The organism is Streptomyces sp. NBC_01426 (genome assembly GCF_036231985.1).
In the GTDB taxonomy this organism is placed as follows: Bacteria; Actinomycetota; Actinomycetes; order Streptomycetales; family Streptomycetaceae; genus Streptomyces.
Genome location: NZ_CP109501.1, coordinates 436,749 through 451,376 on the forward strand (window position 1 = coordinate 436,749; position 14,628 = coordinate 451,376).

Annotated in this window: 16 protein-coding genes; 13 read left to right on the plus strand and 3 right to left on the minus strand. The window is 72.1% G+C overall.

Features of this window, described 5'->3' with window-relative positions; translation table 11 throughout:
• The first annotated feature begins 318 nt into the window (after positions 1-318).
• The 4 genes from OG906_RS36270 to OG906_RS36285 all read left to right on the plus strand — a co-directional run bounded on the left by OG906_RS36270 (position 319) and on the right by OG906_RS36285 (position 4,125).
• On the plus strand, positions 319-1,662 hold the full coding sequence (locus tag OG906_RS36270) for a cytochrome P450 (RefSeq protein WP_329448548.1): 1,344 nt from the start codon (positions 319-321) through the stop codon (positions 1,660-1,662).
• Positions 1,659-2,573, plus strand: a complete 915-nt coding sequence (locus tag OG906_RS36275; RefSeq protein ID WP_329448550.1) for a class I SAM-dependent methyltransferase — start codon at positions 1,659-1,661, stop codon at positions 2,571-2,573. Before OG906_RS36270 ends, OG906_RS36275 begins: the two co-directional genes overlap by 4 nt.
• A gap of 39 nt (positions 2,574-2,612) precedes the next feature.
• The gene (locus tag OG906_RS36280) at positions 2,613-2,798 is read left to right on the plus strand and encodes a hypothetical protein (RefSeq protein WP_267797692.1); all 186 of its coding nucleotides are present in this window, start codon (positions 2,613-2,615) and stop codon (positions 2,796-2,798) included.
• Between the two features lie 61 nt (positions 2,799-2,859).
• Entirely contained in the window at positions 2,860-4,125 is a 1,266-nt protein-coding gene (locus OG906_RS36285; protein WP_329448553.1) for a cation:proton antiporter, read from the plus strand.
• Between the two features lie 146 nt (positions 4,126-4,271).
• Here the strand turns inward: OG906_RS36285 and OG906_RS43750 are convergent, their stop codons facing one another.
• Positions 4,272-5,006, minus strand: a complete 735-nt coding sequence (locus OG906_RS43750; RefSeq protein ID WP_385638281.1) for a GbsR/MarR family transcriptional regulator — start codon at positions 5,004-5,006, stop codon at positions 4,272-4,274.
• A gap of 221 nt (positions 5,007-5,227) precedes the next feature.
• Between OG906_RS43750 and OG906_RS36300 the strand changes: the two genes are divergently transcribed.
• A complete protein-coding gene (locus tag OG906_RS36300; protein WP_329448555.1) occupies positions 5,228-5,899 on the plus strand; it encodes a DUF4097 family beta strand repeat-containing protein in 672 nt (223 codons plus the stop codon).
• Between the two features lie 81 nt (positions 5,900-5,980).
• The gene (locus OG906_RS36305) at positions 5,981-7,147 is read left to right on the plus strand and encodes a serine hydrolase domain-containing protein (protein ID WP_329448556.1); all 1,167 of its coding nucleotides are present in this window, start codon (positions 5,981-5,983) and stop codon (positions 7,145-7,147) included.
• A 275-nt stretch (positions 7,148-7,422) separates the two neighbouring features.
• Here the strand turns inward: OG906_RS36305 and OG906_RS36310 are convergent, their stop codons facing one another.
• On the minus strand, positions 7,423-8,397 hold the full coding sequence (locus tag OG906_RS36310; protein WP_443067482.1) for an endonuclease/exonuclease/phosphatase family protein: 975 nt from the start codon (positions 8,395-8,397) through the stop codon (positions 7,423-7,425).
• Positions 8,398-8,410: 13 nt separating this feature from the next.
• Positions 8,411-9,037 (minus strand): histidine phosphatase family protein, encoded by a 627-nt coding sequence (locus tag OG906_RS36315; RefSeq protein WP_267797724.1) that lies wholly within the window; start codon positions 9,035-9,037, stop codon positions 8,411-8,413.
• Between the two features lie 194 nt (positions 9,038-9,231).
• Between OG906_RS36315 and OG906_RS36320 the strand changes: the two genes are divergently transcribed.
• The 7 genes from OG906_RS36320 to OG906_RS36350 all read left to right on the plus strand — a co-directional run bounded on the left by OG906_RS36320 (position 9,232) and on the right by OG906_RS36350 (position 14,522).
• Positions 9,232-9,747, plus strand: a complete 516-nt coding sequence (locus OG906_RS36320) for a PaaI family thioesterase (protein WP_329448558.1) — start codon at positions 9,232-9,234, stop codon at positions 9,745-9,747.
• A 75-nt stretch (positions 9,748-9,822) separates the two neighbouring features.
• Entirely contained in the window at positions 9,823-10,026 is a 204-nt protein-coding gene (locus OG906_RS36325; protein ID WP_329448559.1) for a hypothetical protein, read from the plus strand.
• 143 nt (positions 10,027-10,169) lie between these two features.
• Positions 10,170-10,334 carry a hypothetical protein gene (locus OG906_RS36330; RefSeq protein ID WP_329448561.1) on the plus strand — a complete coding sequence of 55 codons (165 nt, stop codon included), beginning with the start codon at positions 10,170-10,172 and terminating at the stop codon, positions 10,332-10,334.
• A 293-nt stretch (positions 10,335-10,627) separates the two neighbouring features.
• Positions 10,628-12,142, plus strand: a complete 1,515-nt coding sequence (rox, locus tag OG906_RS36335; protein ID WP_443067483.1) for a rifampin monooxygenase — start codon at positions 10,628-10,630, stop codon at positions 12,140-12,142.
• A 351-nt stretch (positions 12,143-12,493) separates the two neighbouring features.
• Positions 12,494-13,987 (plus strand): MFS transporter, encoded by a 1,494-nt coding sequence (locus OG906_RS36340; protein ID WP_329448563.1) that lies wholly within the window; start codon positions 12,494-12,496, stop codon positions 13,985-13,987.
• An 8-nt stretch (positions 13,988-13,995) separates the two neighbouring features.
• A complete protein-coding gene (locus OG906_RS36345; RefSeq protein ID WP_329448565.1) occupies positions 13,996-14,235 on the plus strand; it encodes a hypothetical protein in 240 nt (79 codons plus the stop codon).
• On the plus strand, positions 14,232-14,522 hold the full coding sequence (locus OG906_RS36350) for a hypothetical protein (protein ID WP_329448567.1): 291 nt from the start codon (positions 14,232-14,234) through the stop codon (positions 14,520-14,522). Before OG906_RS36345 ends, OG906_RS36350 begins: the two co-directional genes overlap by 4 nt.
• Positions 14,523-14,628 lie beyond the last annotated feature (106 nt).

Sequence of the window (14,628 nt, forward strand, 5' to 3'; positions counted from 1 at the left end):
ACGGCGAGAACCGCCCGGCCAAGACGCAAGGAAGCGTAATCCGAAGACCCCCGGTCAATGAGTATCCGGCCGCTCCCGATAAGCATTGAGCCTATTCTTTCCGGGAGTTACTGTGGCCGAACCACCCGCGCCCGCAGGCTCGGTTGCCCTGCCTGCGTAGGCATGCTCTCACGCAAGGCGCCGCACGGTGCCTGCCGGGAGCGCAACCGGGGTAATTCCCGCGGTGATTACGGAATTACCGACAGCCGGTACGCATCGCGGGGCCGGCTTGCGTAGGGGGCGTACGTACATCGGATCAAGCCATCCACGGAGGTTCACGTGACAGCCACCACCGCACCGGCGGGCACCGTCCCACCGGGGCCGGACACCCCTGTGGACATGGCACTCATGCGTGCCGACCCGCTGGCCTTCGTGACCGAAATGAACCGTCGCCACGGCGACATCACCAGCCATGTCGGCGACGGCGAGCGGGTGGTCATGCTGCACCGGCCCGAACTGGCCAGGCACATACTGAAGGACAACACCGCCAACTACACGAAGGCCCACACCCCCGACGACGCGATGCTGCGGCCCCTCCTCGGAAACGGGCTGCTGACCAGCAACGGAGCCGACTGGGCCCGCCAGCGCAAGCAGTGCGCCCCCGCCTTCCGGCGCACCGAGGTCGCCACCTTCGACAGCATCATCACCGAGGAGACCGAAGCCCTCCTGGCGCGCTGGCAGCCGGCCGTGCGGGACGGCAGCGCCCTCCCCGTCGAACACCACCTGACCTCGCTGACCCTGGCGATCCTCACCCGCGCCGTACTCGGCGTGGACCTGGGCGCGGCCGGCGAGGGCTTCGGGCGCGCCGTCGACGCCGCCAACCGGTTCATGGGGCACTACGTACCGACCCCCGACCCGGACCCGGCGGACACGGCGCTGCGCCGCAAGGGATACGTACAGGCGCGGATGTTCCTCCAGTTGATCGCCCGCACCGTCATCGCCTCCCGACGGGCGGTCGCCGGCGGGCAGCCCCCCGCGCACGGGTCCGCGTCCCTGCTCGACGCGATGATCGGCGAACTGGACGACGAGGAACTGCGCGACCAGGTGCTCACCCTGGTCATGGCGGGCCACGAGACCACGGCCAAGGCCCTGACGTGGACCCTGTACCTGCTCGACCGGCACCCGGAGGAGGCGGAGAAGGTCCGGGCGGAACTCGACGCGGTCCTCGGGGACCGCACGCCCACCGCGGCCGACCTGCCCGACCTGGTGCGCTGCCGGCGCGCGATCGAGGAGGCCATGCGCCTCTACCCGCCGGTGTGGCTGATCTCCCGGCGCGCCAAGGGCCCCGACACCGTCGGCGGTTACGAGATCCCCGCCGGGACGCTGGTGTGCGTCAGCCAGTGGGTGCTGCACCGGCACCCCGACTACTGGGACCGGCCCGATGCGTACGTACCCGACCGCTTCGAGGACGCCGACCTGCCCAGCCACCTCTACCTGCCCTTCGGCGGGGGCGAGCGCATCTGCATCGGCCGGCACCTGGCCCTGATCGAGGCCACGCTGGTGCTGGCCGTCCTGATGCGCGCGACCCGCCTCGAACTGGAGCCGGGCTTCCTGGTGGAGCCGGAAGCCCTGGTGACCCTGCGACCCAAGCACGGCATGCGGATGACTGCGAGGCCCCGATGACCACGTCCCCCCTGATGTCCTCACCCCCCTCACCCCCGTCGGGCCCGCCGGCCCAGACGGCCCCGGTCCCGGCAGATCCGGCAGGCCGGGCGGGCGACGGCGCCCGCCCGGTCGGCGGCTCGTACGACCCCGCCGCCACCACGGCCGGCGGGCTCACCGGCGAACTGGCCCGCCTGGAGGCCCAGGCCGAGCTGTCGTTCGGCGCCGAGCTGCGCATCCTGCGCGAGGCGGGCCTGGACGCGCACGCCGGCCCGTTCGTCGAGATCGGCGCCGGCTCCGGGGCGGTCACCCGCAGGTTGCGCGCCGCCCTGCCCGGCCTCGCCCACACCGCCGTCGACATCGACGGCCACCTGCTGGCCCACGCCGCCGGCTGCGGAGCCGAACTCCTCGTGGCCGACGGCGCGGCCCTGCCGCTCCCCGACGACTCGGCCGGCTTCGTGCTGCTGCGCTATGTACTCCAGCACCTGGCCGACCCGCAGGCCGTACTCGCCGAGGCGCTGCGCGTGCTGCGGCCCGGCGGGCGGATCGCCGTGACCGAGGTCGACGCCTCCTGCTGGGGCCTGGCCGAGCCCGCCTACCCCGAACTGGTCGGGATCCACGGCAAGTTGGCCCGGGCCCAGACATCGGCGGGCGGGGACCGGACCGTCGGACGCCGCCTGACCCGGCTGCTGCGCGGCGCGGGCTACGAGGAGGTGGCCCTGCGCCCGTTCGCCACCACCAATGACGACCACCCCGTCGAGGCCTTCGCCCCGCACCTGGGCCCCGGCCGCCTCCAGCCGCTCGTGGCCGCCGGCGTGGTGAGCCTGGGCGAGTTCGCGCTGGCCACCGACCGCTGGAACCGCTTCCGCGCCGACCCGGACGCGTACGTGATGCTGCTCGGTTTCACGGCCACGGGCACCGCCCCCCACTGACCCGGCCCGAGCAACCGCCCCTCTCCGATTGGACCCCCCATGAATCCGAGCCTCAAGATCTTCCTGACGATCTTCTGCTACATCAGCGGCGTGATGGGCGTCGTGACGGCCGTCCTGCACGCCGGCGACCAGCCCGCCCAGACCACCGCGGCCGTCATCGCCGGCGCCCTGGGCGCGGTCTTCCTGTTCGCCGGCATGGCACTCAGCCGCCGCCCCCGCCACTGACGGCCCGGCACCGCCGCACCGCGAAGGGCCGGACCGGCCTGGTCCGGCAGAACGGAACCGCATGTTTCCTCTCGACTCCGTCGGTCACTTCTTCCTCGGTGCGGCCGTTGTCCTCGCCCTGTCGCGGGCCGCGGGCGGCCTCGCCGTCCGGGTGGGCCAGCCGCGCGTGATGGGCGAGGTGATCGCGGGCATCGCCCTCGGCCCCTCGCTCCTGGGCGCGCTCGCCCCCGAGGCGGCGGTGTGGCTGTTCCCGAAGGCCGTGCTGCCCATGTTCTCCGGGCTCGCGCAGATCGGCCTGGCGGTGTTCATGTTCTTCACCGGGCAGGAACTCTGCTCGATGCGGGTGCGGGGCACCGCCCGGCAGGGCCTGCTGGTCAGCCAGGCCTCCCTGTTCGTCCCGTTCGCCGGTGGCGCCCTGGCCGCCCTGCCGCTCGCGGACCGCTACACGCCCGCGGGCCTGCCGGAGTCCGTCTTCGTCCTGTTCATCGGATGCGCGATCAGCATCACGGCGTTCCCGGTGCTGGCCCGCATGCTGGAGGACCTGGGCCTCTCCCGCACCCGTCCCGGTCGGCTGAGCCTGTTCGCCGCGGCCGTCGGTGACGGCGGCAGCTGGCTGGCGCTTTCGGCGATCGTCGCGCTGTCCCAGGGCTCGGACCACCGGGACGCGGCCGTACGCGCGCTCGTCGCGGTGGTCGTCGTCGCCGTCTACCTGGGGCCGGTGCGCCGGGCGGCTGCCGGGTGGTTCGCGCGCAAGGGTGAGACCACCGACCCCGCCACCCTCCGGGTCGTGCTCGTCACCGCGATCGCCGCCTCCGCGGCGCTGACCGCCGCCCTCGGCGTGCACCAGCTCATCGGTGCGTTCCTGGTGGGCCTGGTGTGGCCGGCCGGCAACCCGTTCGCCGTCGCCGCCGCCGAGCCGCTGGCCACCACGTCCAAGACCGTACTGCTGCCCTTCTTCTTCCTGGGCTTCGGGCTCGGAGTGGACCTGTCGACCCTGGACCTCTCCTCGGGTGGGGCACTGATCCTGCCGGCCCTGCTGGCCGTGGCCGTCCTCGGAAAGATCGGCGGCGCGGGGCTGGCCGCGCGGTACGCGGGCCTGCCCTGGCGGGAGTCGTTCACTCTGGGCGTGCTGCTGAACACCCGCGGACTGACCGAGCTGGTCGTCCTCCAGATCGGCCACGAGGCGGGCATCGTCGATGGCCCGCTGCTCGCGATACTCACCGTGGTCGCCCTGGTCACCACCCTGATGACCGGCCCGCTGCTGAAACTCGCGGGCCCGTCGGCTCCGGCCCCGGACACCCCACAGCCCGCGACCGTGAACCGCTGACCGCTGACCGCCGGGCACCGGACATCAAGGCGCCGGACACCGGTTGAAGCGTGGCGGCCCGGGGCGGGCGGCCCGAGTGCGCGCCGGTGCCCGCCGATGCCCGGCGGTGGCAGGTCCGGCGCGTCCGGGCTCGATCCGAACGTGTCTCAGGTGGCGTTCTCCGACGGCGGTTCGGGTTTCGTGTGGAGGACCGCGCGGGCCTGGTCCGCGGCGCGGGCGATGCTCTCGGAGATGAAGTCGACGAAGCGGGCGATGTTCTCCAGGCGGGCCGCGGCCGGGGTGCCGGGGCCGAGGACGCCGACCCCCTGCCGGGCGACGTCGCCGAGGTGGGCGGTGGCGCGGGCGCTGGCCATCGTCGACTGGTAGAGGACATCGTCGTCGACGACGTAGCGCTCGCGGCGGCGTTCGTCGCGTTCGCGGCGGATGAGGCCCTGGTCGTCGAGGAACGCGATCGCCTTGGAGACGGTCGCCGGGCTGACCTGGAGGCGCCCGGCGAGTTCGGCGGCGCCGAGGCTGCCGGCATCGGTGGTGTAGAGGGCGGCCAGCACCCGGGCCGTCATCCTGGGCAGGCCCGATTGCATGAAGACGGTGCCGAACACCTCCTCGTACGCGCGCACGGCCTCGGTATCGCGTCCGTGCGCCTGCGAGGGCGTGCCGGGGTCCCGGGGCGTGGCGCGCTTGCGCCGGTGGGCGCGTTGTTCGGTGGCGCGGTGGGCCAGGTCGGCGCGGTAGGCGGCGGGGCCGCCGTTGCGCATCACCTCACGCGTGATCGTCGAGGTCGGACGGTCGAGACTTCTGGCGATCTCCGCATAAGCGAGCCCGTCGGCCACCCCCAGTGCGATCTGTCGGCGTTCCTGCTGGGTGAGTCTGCCTCCCGGCATCGCGGTCTCCTTCGTGGTGTGTGATGCCCCATCATAGCGTTCACTCCCATTCCATTGCAACGAATCCCAAGAGCCATGTTGCATTGAATTCAGAACCGTTGCAACGATTCAGTACCCTCTGCCTGCAATGATGCGCCTCGTGTGCAACGAGGCGATTGCCGAATGCTCGAACGCAACGTAGCTTTTCCCTCATCGGAAACGACGAAGCGAAGGAAGACATCATGCTGAAGTTCGACACCCCCGCCCCGGTCTCCGCCGTCCTCGACATCCCTGCCGGCCGCATCCGGTTCATCGCCGCCGACCGCGCCGACACCGCCGTCGAGATCCTCCCCGCGAACGCCTCGAAGGGCCGCGACGTGAAGGCGGCCGAGCGGACCACGGTCGATTACCTCGACGGCGTCCTGCGGATCACGGCCCCGGAGGCGAAGAATCAGGTGCTCGGCGCTTCCGGATCCGTCGAGGTGACCGTTCAACTGCCCGCCGGTTCCCACGTCGAGGCGAAGACCGCCGCAGGCGAGTTCCGGGGCGTCGGCCGGCTCGGTGACGTGACCTTCGAGGGCGCGCAGGGTGCGGTCAAGCTCGACGAGACCGCGAGCGCCCGCCTCACCCTCCTCGCCGGTGACATCTCGGTCGGCCGCCTCGGTGGCCCGGCGGAGATCAGCACCCAGAAGGGCGACCTCCACGTCACCGAGGCCGTGAGCGGCACGGTCGCGCTGCGCACCGAGGCCGGTGACATCTCGGTCGGGGCGGCCCGTGGGGTGTCCGCCTCCCTGGACGCCGGCACCGGCCACGGCCGCATCCACAACGCACTCCGGAACACCGAAGGCGCCACCGCCGGGCTGACCCTCCACGCGACCACCACCTACGGCGACATCACCGCCCACAGCCTGTAGGCGCGGCGCCCCTCACGCCCGGCGATCCCGCCCACCGGTCGGCGACCGAGACAGTCCACGACGAGCAAGGAGCACACCATCATGTCCCTCACCCCCACCGACCAGGGCCGGCAGGATCACGGCGACCAGCAAGTCCGCCCGGAACGAGCCGAGTTGCACAAGATCATGGAGGAGATGGTCGAGTCCGGCTTCACCGGTGTGACGATGCGCGTGCACGACGAGCGGGGCGCGTGGGTCGGCAGTGCCGGGGTGCGCGAACTCGGCGGGAGCGCGCAGCCGCCGACGGACGGCCACGTCCGGATCGGCAGCAACACCAAGACCTTCACCGCGACCCTGGTCCTGCAACTGGTGGCTGAGGGCAGGATCGGCCTGGACACCCCGGCGGACGAGTACCTGCCCGAGTTCGGGCTGGACCGCAGGATCACGGTGCGGATGCTGCTGCAACACACCAGCGGAATCTTCAACTTCACCGGCGAGTACTACGACGACGGGACGTTCGTACCGGGGATCCCCGCCACGCCCGCGGGCCGGGAGTGGGTGGACAACCGCTTCAAGACCTACCGACCGGAAGAGCTGATACGGCTGGCCCTGTCCAAACCGGCGCGCTTCGAGCCGGGCACGGACTGGAGCTACGCCAACACCAACTACGTCCTGGCCAGGCTGCTGATCGAGAAGGTCACCGGCCGCTCGCTCGCCGAGGAGATGCGCCGCCTGATCCTGGAGCCGCTCGGACTGTCGGAAACCCTGCTGCCGGACACCGACCCGGAGATCCCCGAGCCGCACCCCCACGCCTACTACCGCTACGAGGACGCCGGCCGGGAGGAGACGGTCGACGTCACCCGCCAGAACCCGTCCTGGATCTCCACCGGCGGGGACATGATCTCGACCACCCGGGACCTGCACACCTTCATCTCCGCACTCGTGGGAGGCAAGCTCCTGCCGGCCCCGCTGCTGACCGAGATGTGCACGCCGCATCCCAAGGTCGGCTACGGCCTGGGGGTGTTCGTCCAGGACACGGGCGAGAGCGGCGGCCCCGTCATCACCCACAACGGCGGCATGGCGGGCCACGCGGCACTCATGTACAGCACGCCCGACGGCACCAGGACCCTCACCGCCGCCTTGAACTACGTCGACGACGCCGCACTGTCCATGGCAACGGCGTTCCACCAGGCGACGCAAAGGCTCGTCAAGGAGGTCTTCGGCGCCGGCCGGACGGCTCGGACGGACCCGCCGACCCCGGCTCGGTAGACCGGGGCGAGCGGTGTGGAACCCACACGCTGAGCACGGTGGGCACGGCAACGGTCCCGCAAGCGCGGTGTTTCGCCCGGGGGCGCGCTCAGGCGGGTACCGGTGCCTCGGCTTCCAGGCCGAATGCGGGCGTCGTCGGTGGCGAGGAGGGACACGACGTCGGCGACGTCGTCGGGCTGTCCGACGCGGTTGAAGACGGAGAAGGCGGCGGCCTGGGCCTTGGCCTCGGGGATGGCCGCCGGGGCGCAGGGTGTGGCGGCTCCCGGCCGCCGGGGTCACAGCGTGACGCGCGCGGCGACGGGCAGGTGGTCGCTGCCGGTCCGGGGCAGCGACCAGACCCGGGTGACGGTCGCCGACCGGGCCAGGACCTGGTCGATCCGGGCCAGCGGGAAGCGCGCCGGCCAGCTGAACGCGAAACCCGAACCCGGCGCCGTCAGCCGCGAGGTGAGCGGGTCCAGCCCCCGGTCGTCCACCGTGCCGTTCAGGTCCCCGAGCAGCAGCACCCGCCGCGACGGCTCGGCCGCGACCGCCGCGCCGAGCCGCACCGCGCTCTCGTCCCGCCGCGCCGAACCGAAGCCGTGCGCGCCGATCCGCAGGGACGGCAGGTGGGCCACGTACACGGCGACGTCCCCCGCCGGGGTTCTGGCCGTCGCCCGCAGCCCGCGGTTCCATTCCGGCCCCACCCCCGTGGGCCGGATGTCCACCGGTCGCGCGTCCACCAGCGGGTACCTCGACCAGAGCCCGACCGTGCCGTGGACAGTGTGGTGCCGATACCCGGCGGCCAGGGCGGCCTCGTACGCGGGCAGCGCGGCCGGCGTCAGCTCCTCCAAGGCGATCAGGTCCGCGTCCGCGGCGGCCAGCGCCCTCGCCGTGCCCGTCGGATCCGGATTGTCGTCGGCGACGTTGTGCTGCACGGCCACCAGAGCACGACCGTCGCCCGCACCGGGAGCGGCGCCCTCACCGTCCGTACCGGGCAACGGCAGAGCACCGAACAGCGCGAGCCAGGCGGCGACCGGCAACAGCGCCGCGAACGCGACGACGGCCGACCGGCGCAGCAGCGCCGCCGCCCACAGCACCGGGATCAGCAGACCGAGCCACGGCAGGAACGTCTCCAGCAGATTCCCCGGCCGCCCCGGCAGGTCGGGCACGAGGCCGTGCAGCGCCAACAGGGCGGCGAGCAGCACCGGCGACACGGTGAGCACCGGTGACGTGCCGATCAGACGCGACGCCTCGATGCGCGCGCGGTCCACCTTCCGCCGCCCCTCAGATCCGCAGTTCGGCGGGGAAGCCCGTCCACCGCGACCGCGCCGGCAGATGCCCCGTGTCGTTGTAGAGCAGCACGGACGCCGGCCGGTCCGGCGCGTACCGGATCACGGTCAGCGCGGCATGGGCGGGACTCAAGCCCATCCACCGCCACTTCGGGGCGTCCAGGGCGGCCCGTACGAGCCAGCCGATCAGGAAGGCGTGGGTGACGACCAGCTCGTGGCGGGGTTCGTCGCCCGCCACCGGGCAGGCGAACCGCGCGAGCGCCGCCCGGGCCCGCTCCGGACCCCCCTCCCGCTCCTCGGCGGGGAAGGCCGCCAGCCGCTCCAGCATCGCGTCGGCCGAGTCCGCCGGCAGTTCCTCGCGCCGCGGCAGGTACGGGACGTAGTCCCCGGCCAGGTCCGACTCCCGTACGGGCACGCCGTCGAGCCGCTCGCCGATCAGGGCCGCGGTCCGTGCCGCCCTCGGCAGCGGACCGTGGTGGACGACGGAGAGCGCGGCGCCCGCGAGCCGTTCACCCAGCAACACGGCCTGCCGGCGACCGGTGTCGGTCAACTCGCTCTCGTCCGGCGTCGCCTCGCCGTGTCGGGCGAGGTAGAGGTAGCGGGCGGCGGCGGTCGCGGTCATGGGCAGGGTCCTCATGTTCATGATCTTCCGGGCGTGTGGAGGACGCCCCGCCCCACCACCGCGGTTCCACACCACGCTCGGGGATCGGGGCGGGATTCCGGACCGGCCCGAAGCGGGGATGACGGCTGAATCACGCCGGAAGATGCCGGATCCGTCCCTCCCGTCGCACGGGCCGGTGCCCCTAGGGTCGAGCGATGACCTCGCACGAGACGACCGACCCCGCCCCGGCCCCTTCCCGTACCCACGACCGGCAGCCGGGCCCCGAGGCCCCCGAACCGCACGGCCTGAGCGGCCTCGACATGCTCCGCGCCACCCTCAAGGGAACCCTCCCCGACGCCTCGATCATGAACACGATGAGCTTTCGGCTGACCGACGTCGCCGAGGGCTTCGTCGCCTTCGAGGGGGACCCGGGCGACCACCTCCTCAACTACATGGGCACCGTGCACGGCGGCTTCCTCGCCACCCTCCTGGACTCGGCCCTCGGCTCGTCCGTGATGACCCGGCTGCCCGCGGGCACCACCTACGCCACCGTCCAACTGGGCGTCCACCTGATCCGCCCCGTCCTCGCCGACACCCCGACCCTGCGCTGCGAGGGCACCGCCCTGCACGTGGGCCGCACCACCGCCACCGCCGAGGCCCGCGTCATCGGCACCCACGACGGCAAGCTCTACGCCCACGGCACCACCACCTGCGCCATCCTGCGCCCCTGAGCTTCCGGACCGGGCGGTGTGTGCGGGGGGATGCGGGGCACACGGTCGGCACGGTTGTTCGAGAGGGAGGTTCCCATGCTGGCCATCGCTGCGGCAGTACTGTTCTTCATCGCGTTCGTCATCAACGCGGCGGGTATCGACACGAATGACGTCCTGTCATCGGTCAACATCATGCTGCTGGGACTGGCGGTACTGGCCCTGCACTTCGGGGGCGTCGGTTCGAGCGCCCGCACGGGCGGTGGCACCGGTCGCCGGTCGGGTTGGAGCCGCAGACGCTGACGGGTCCCGCGCACGCACTTCGGCGGTTCACCTCACGACAGACGTGAGGTGAACCGCCGAAGTGCGTGCGCGGGTGTCCACGCGCGGGTGCCCCCACCATGCCGCCCGGGCGTCGGAGGCCTCGCGCGGGGTAGGCGCGGCACATGACTGAGAAGAACACGTCGTGCCGGTGGTCGGAGATGAGCCTGTCGGAGTTGAGCCGCCGCGTGGCACCGTCCCTGCCCCCGTTCCAGAGGGCGGTACTCGCCTCGGTCCTGCGGAGCCGCGAGGCCCGGACGGGCGCCGCGACCACGTCCCGCGCGTCCTGAGGATTGGGGTTCGGGCTTCAGGGGGTCCGGGCTTCCGGGGTCCGGAAACAGCAAAGGCAAGGAGTCGCGAACTCCTTGCCATGTTCAAGATATAGCGCACGGGGGGCCTTGCGGCAAGGCCCCGGTCGTGCCGCAGAATCTCCGATCGAAGCCGGAAACCGCGGACACCACGGACACCACGGATGTGCGCGTACGCACGCCCCGTCGAGTCGACGTGCGGGTCTCGCGGAAGGGCGCGCCGCCGCCGGAACGCGGGGCGCGACCGGCCGACGGCGAATCGTTGAACGGGCGGCATGGTGATGATGGACGTGGACGTGGACGTGGACGTGGACGTGGACGTGGACGTGGACGTGGACGTGGACGTGGACGTGGACGTGGACGTGATCGTGGTCGGTGGCGGACCGACGGGCTTGATGCTGGCCTGCGAGCTGCGGTTGGCCGGCGTAGGGGTGGTCGTGCTGGAGAGGTTGGCCGAGCCGTCCGGGCAGTCCCGCGGCCGTGGCCTGCACGCGCGCAGCGTCGAGCTGATGGACCAGCGCGGCCTGCTGGACCGGTTCCTCGCGGTCAGTGAGAAGTTCCAGGTGGGCGGGCTCTTCGGCGGCGTCACCGCATCGTGGCCGGACCGGTTGGACACCGCCCACCCCTACGGCCTCGCCACGCCGCAGCCGGTCACCGAACGGCTGCTCGACGAGCGCGCCCTCGAACTCGGCACCGAGATCCGGCGCGGCTGCGCACTGGTGGGGCTGAGCCAGGACGCGGACGGGGTGACGATCGAGACGACGGACGGTACGCACCTGCGCTCGCGCTACGTCGTCGGCTGCGACGGCGGCCGCAGCACGGTGCGCAAACTGCTCGGCGTCGGCTTCCCCGGCGAGGCCGCCACGGTCGAGACGCTGCTGGGGGACATGGAGCTGACCGAGGACCCGGCGACGATCGCCGCCGTGGTCGAGGAGGTCCGTACGACGCAACTGCGGTTCGGCGCCCTCCCCGACGTGGACGGGAACCGGGGGGTGTACCGCGTCCTGGTGCCCGCCGAAGGGGTGGCCGAGGACCGGGCGACCGCGCCCACCCTGGAGGAGTTCAAGGAGCGGCTGCGGGCCTGCGCGGGCACCGACTTCGGGGCGCACTCGCCGCGTTGGCTCTCCCGCTTCGGCGACGCCACCCGGCAGGCCGAGCGGTACCGGGTGGGTCGGGTACTGCTCGCCGGCGACGCGGCGCACATCCACCCCCCGACCGGCGGGCAGGGACTCAACCTCGGCGTGCAGGACGCGTTCAACCTCGGCTGGAAGCTGGCCGCCGCCGTCAACGGCCGGGCCCCGGAAGGCCTGTTGGACAGCTACCACACCGAACGCCACCCGGTGGGCGCCGCCGTACTGGAGAACACCCGCGCCCAGATGACCCTGCTGGGGGCCGACCCGGGGCCGACCGCGTTGCGGAGGCTGTTCTCGAAGCTGATGGACTTCGAGGAGGTGAACCGGTACGTGACCGGGATGATCACCGCCGTCGACGTCCGCTACGACCTCGGCGAGGGGCACGAGCTGCTCGGCCGGCGGATGCGGGACGTCGGGCTGAAGCACGGTCGCCTCTACGAGCTGATGCGCGACGGCCGAGGACTCCTGCTGGACCGCACCGGCCGGCTCTCCGCCGAGGGCTGGGCGGACCGGGTCGACCACGTCGTCGACGCCTGCGAGGAACTCGACGCGCCCGCCGTGCTGCTCCGTCCCGACGGCCACGTGGCATGGGTCGGCGACGAGCAGCGTGACCTCCTCACCGCACTCCCCCGATGGTTCGGCACCGCAACCGACTGACTCCGCAGACGCATGAAACCCGTGTGCGGAGGGGGCCGGGGGTGTCGTACCGTGGACCGGTCGCTGCGCCGTCGACATCGGCGGCTGCATCCGTCTTCCCACTCCTTCTGTGTTGACCTTGAGGTGACTTCGTATTCCCCAGGCCCTGTAGCGGTCCGCGTTCCCCCACGTTCCGAGTCTTCGAACGTGTCCGGGGGCGGACGTCGCACCGGTCTGAGTCGCGTCACCCTCCCCGCAGTTTCCTGTCTTTCCCGGGTGCAGCTCTGCCGTCTGCCCCGGGTTTGGTGTTCTCCGGCTCCGGTGCGGCTGACGGCAGGGCTCCCCGATCCCTTTGGATCAGGAGTTCCGACAGTGTCTTCCCCAGCGCTCGGCAACGAGCCGCAGCACACCGCCGAGTCCTCGGCTCACCCTCCGTCGAGCCGGCCGTCGAAGACGACCCGGGCCGCCCGGATCGCCCTCGTGGTGCTCCTGGTCGCCGAGCTCATGAACATCCTCGACCACTCGGTCGTCCTCACCGCCCTGCCCGCCCTTCAGGAGTCGACCGGCGCCGGACCGGCCGCGGTCCAGTGGTGGACCGCCGGCTACTCGCTGACCGTCGCCGTCGGACTGGTCACCGGCGGACGCCTCGGCGACATCCACGGCCGGCGCAAGATCCTCCTCATCGGCACCGTCGTGTTCACTCTGGCCTCACTGCTGTGCGGCCTGGCCACCGGTCCGGGGGTACTGATCGGCGCCCGCGTGCTTCAGGGCGCCGGAGTGGCCCTGATGATCCCGCAGGTCCTGGCCACCCTCCACGTCACCTTCGACGGCGAGAACCGCAGCCGGGCCTTCGGCCTCTACGGCGCCGTCCTCTCGCTCGGCTCCGTCCTGGGCCCCGTACTGGGCGGCGTGCTCACCGAACTGGATCTGCTCGGACTGTCCTGGCGGCCGATCTTCCTGATCAACGTGCCCGTCGGCCTCGCCGTGATCATCCTCGGACGCACGTTCATCCCCGAGTCGACCGCGCGGAAGGCCGACCGGCTCGACCTCACCGGCATGCTGCTGTCCGCACTGGCCGTGGTCCTGATCATCTTCCCGCTCACGGAGGGCCACACCCACCACTGGCCGCTGTGGTGCTTCGCCATGCTCGCGGCCGGTCTTCTCGTGCTCGGCGTCTTCCTGCGCCACCAGCAGCGCAGGCAGGGCGACGCCCCGCTCGTGGCACTGTCCCTCTTCCGGGGCAGGCAGTTCTCCGGCGGCCTTTCCGCGCAGCTGATGCTCGGCCTTCTGTGCGGCCTGTTCTTCATGACCTGGACCCTCTACCTCCAGCACGGCCTGGGCATGAGCCCCTTCCACGCGGCCGTGGCCTTCGTACTGCTCGCCCTCGGCGAGCTGGCCGGCGCGACGACCGCGGCCAGGACGGCCGGGCGCTTCGGCCGCCGCCTGCCCCAGGCCGGATCCCTGATCGCGCTCGCCTCGATGGCCGCCTACGGAGTCCAGATCAGCAGCCGGCAGACCGACCTGACCCTCCTCGCGATGACCGCTCCGGTCGTACTGATCGGCTTCGGCCTCGGCATGGTCGGCGGCCCGCTCGCCGACATGTCGCTCGCCAAGGTCCCGCACGAGAAAGCCGGTTCCGCCTCGGGCCTGTTCAACACCGCCATGCATCTGGGCCTGGCCATCGGCACCGCCCTGACCGCCCTCGTGTTCTTCTCCGTCACCGCCGGCTCGCTCGACGGGTCGATCAACCGCACGGCGTTCACGGGTGTCCTGTGGTGGGTCGGGGGCATGGTCGCCGTGATGTGGCTCCTGATGTTCTGCCTGCCCACACGCACGGTTCGCGCTGGAAATCGAACACGTGATTGAATTAGGGGATGGCACGCACTCCCTTTCCCGACGACCTGGTGGAACTCCAGGTCCAATGGCTCCGCACCTACCGGGAGCTGGCCCGGCAGCCCGCCGAGGCCGGTACGGCCGTGCTGCGACGTCGTCTGATCATCCTGTCCTGCCGGATCGAGGCGCACGCCCACTGGGCTGAGCCGAACCGGTCTCGGGCGGGCAGGGTGGAACTCCGCCGGTTGGCGCGAGCGCGCGGATGGGTGACGGCGGCATGAGGGACTCCTGTCAGGGCCACGATCGGTCGGAGGATCCGGGCGAGCCGTTCGGCGAGGACGGCTCGGCCGCGCCGCGCCTGGTCGTGCAACCGCCGGATCGCCGCGGCTGGCGCCGGGTGCACTGCGACGGGCGGAGCCTGGGCACCGCCTACCGGTACGAGGACATCGCGATCTTCCTGGCCGCTGCGGGCATGGAGGACGCGCAGGACGCCGACCTCTCCGACCCGGGGTTCGTGGAATGGCGCGGCGGGGGACCGGAGGTCTGGTCGGCGTCGCCGATGGAGTGAGGCGGGTCCGCCTCGGGCCGTCCGCAGGGCCCCTCGCGCCGCGGATACAGGGTCTCCCCGGTAGGGGAGGCCCGGTCCTTCGTGACCTCCCTCGCGCCGGCGGATT

Bases quoted from the DNA above. Each gene is read 5' to 3' on its own strand.
- OG906_RS36325 (WP_329448559.1), top strand. From the start codon at position 9,823: ATGCTGGCCATCGCTGCGGCAGTACTGTTCTTCATCGCGTTCGTCATC.
- OG906_RS36280 (WP_267797692.1), top strand. From the start codon at position 2,613: ATGAATCCGAGCCTCAAGATCTTCCTGACGATCTTCTGCTACATCAGC.
- OG906_RS43750 (WP_385638281.1), bottom strand. From the start codon at position 5,006: ATGCCGGGAGGCAGACTCACCCAGCAGGAACGCCGACAGATCGCACTG.
- rox (WP_443067483.1), top strand. From the start codon at position 10,628: ATGGTGATGATGGACGTGGACGTGGACGTGGACGTGGACGTGGACGTG.
- OG906_RS36350 (WP_329448567.1), top strand. From the start codon at position 14,232: ATGAGGGACTCCTGTCAGGGCCACGATCGGTCGGAGGATCCGGGCGAG.
- OG906_RS36330 (WP_329448561.1), top strand. From the start codon at position 10,170: ATGACTGAGAAGAACACGTCGTGCCGGTGGTCGGAGATGAGCCTGTCG.
- OG906_RS36315 (WP_267797724.1), bottom strand. From the start codon at position 9,037: ATGACCGCGACCGCCGCCGCCCGCTACCTCTACCTCGCCCGACACGGC.
- OG906_RS36285 (WP_329448553.1), top strand. From the start codon at position 2,860: ATGTTTCCTCTCGACTCCGTCGGTCACTTCTTCCTCGGTGCGGCCGTT.
- OG906_RS36345 (WP_329448565.1), top strand. From the start codon at position 13,996: ATGGCACGCACTCCCTTTCCCGACGACCTGGTGGAACTCCAGGTCCAA.
- OG906_RS36305 (WP_329448556.1), top strand. From the start codon at position 5,981: ATGTCCCTCACCCCCACCGACCAGGGCCGGCAGGATCACGGCGACCAG.
- OG906_RS36320 (WP_329448558.1), top strand. From the start codon at position 9,232: ATGACCTCGCACGAGACGACCGACCCCGCCCCGGCCCCTTCCCGTACC.
- OG906_RS36275 (WP_329448550.1), top strand. From the start codon at position 1,659: ATGACCACGTCCCCCCTGATGTCCTCACCCCCCTCACCCCCGTCGGGC.
- OG906_RS36300 (WP_329448555.1), top strand. From the start codon at position 5,228: ATGCTGAAGTTCGACACCCCCGCCCCGGTCTCCGCCGTCCTCGACATC.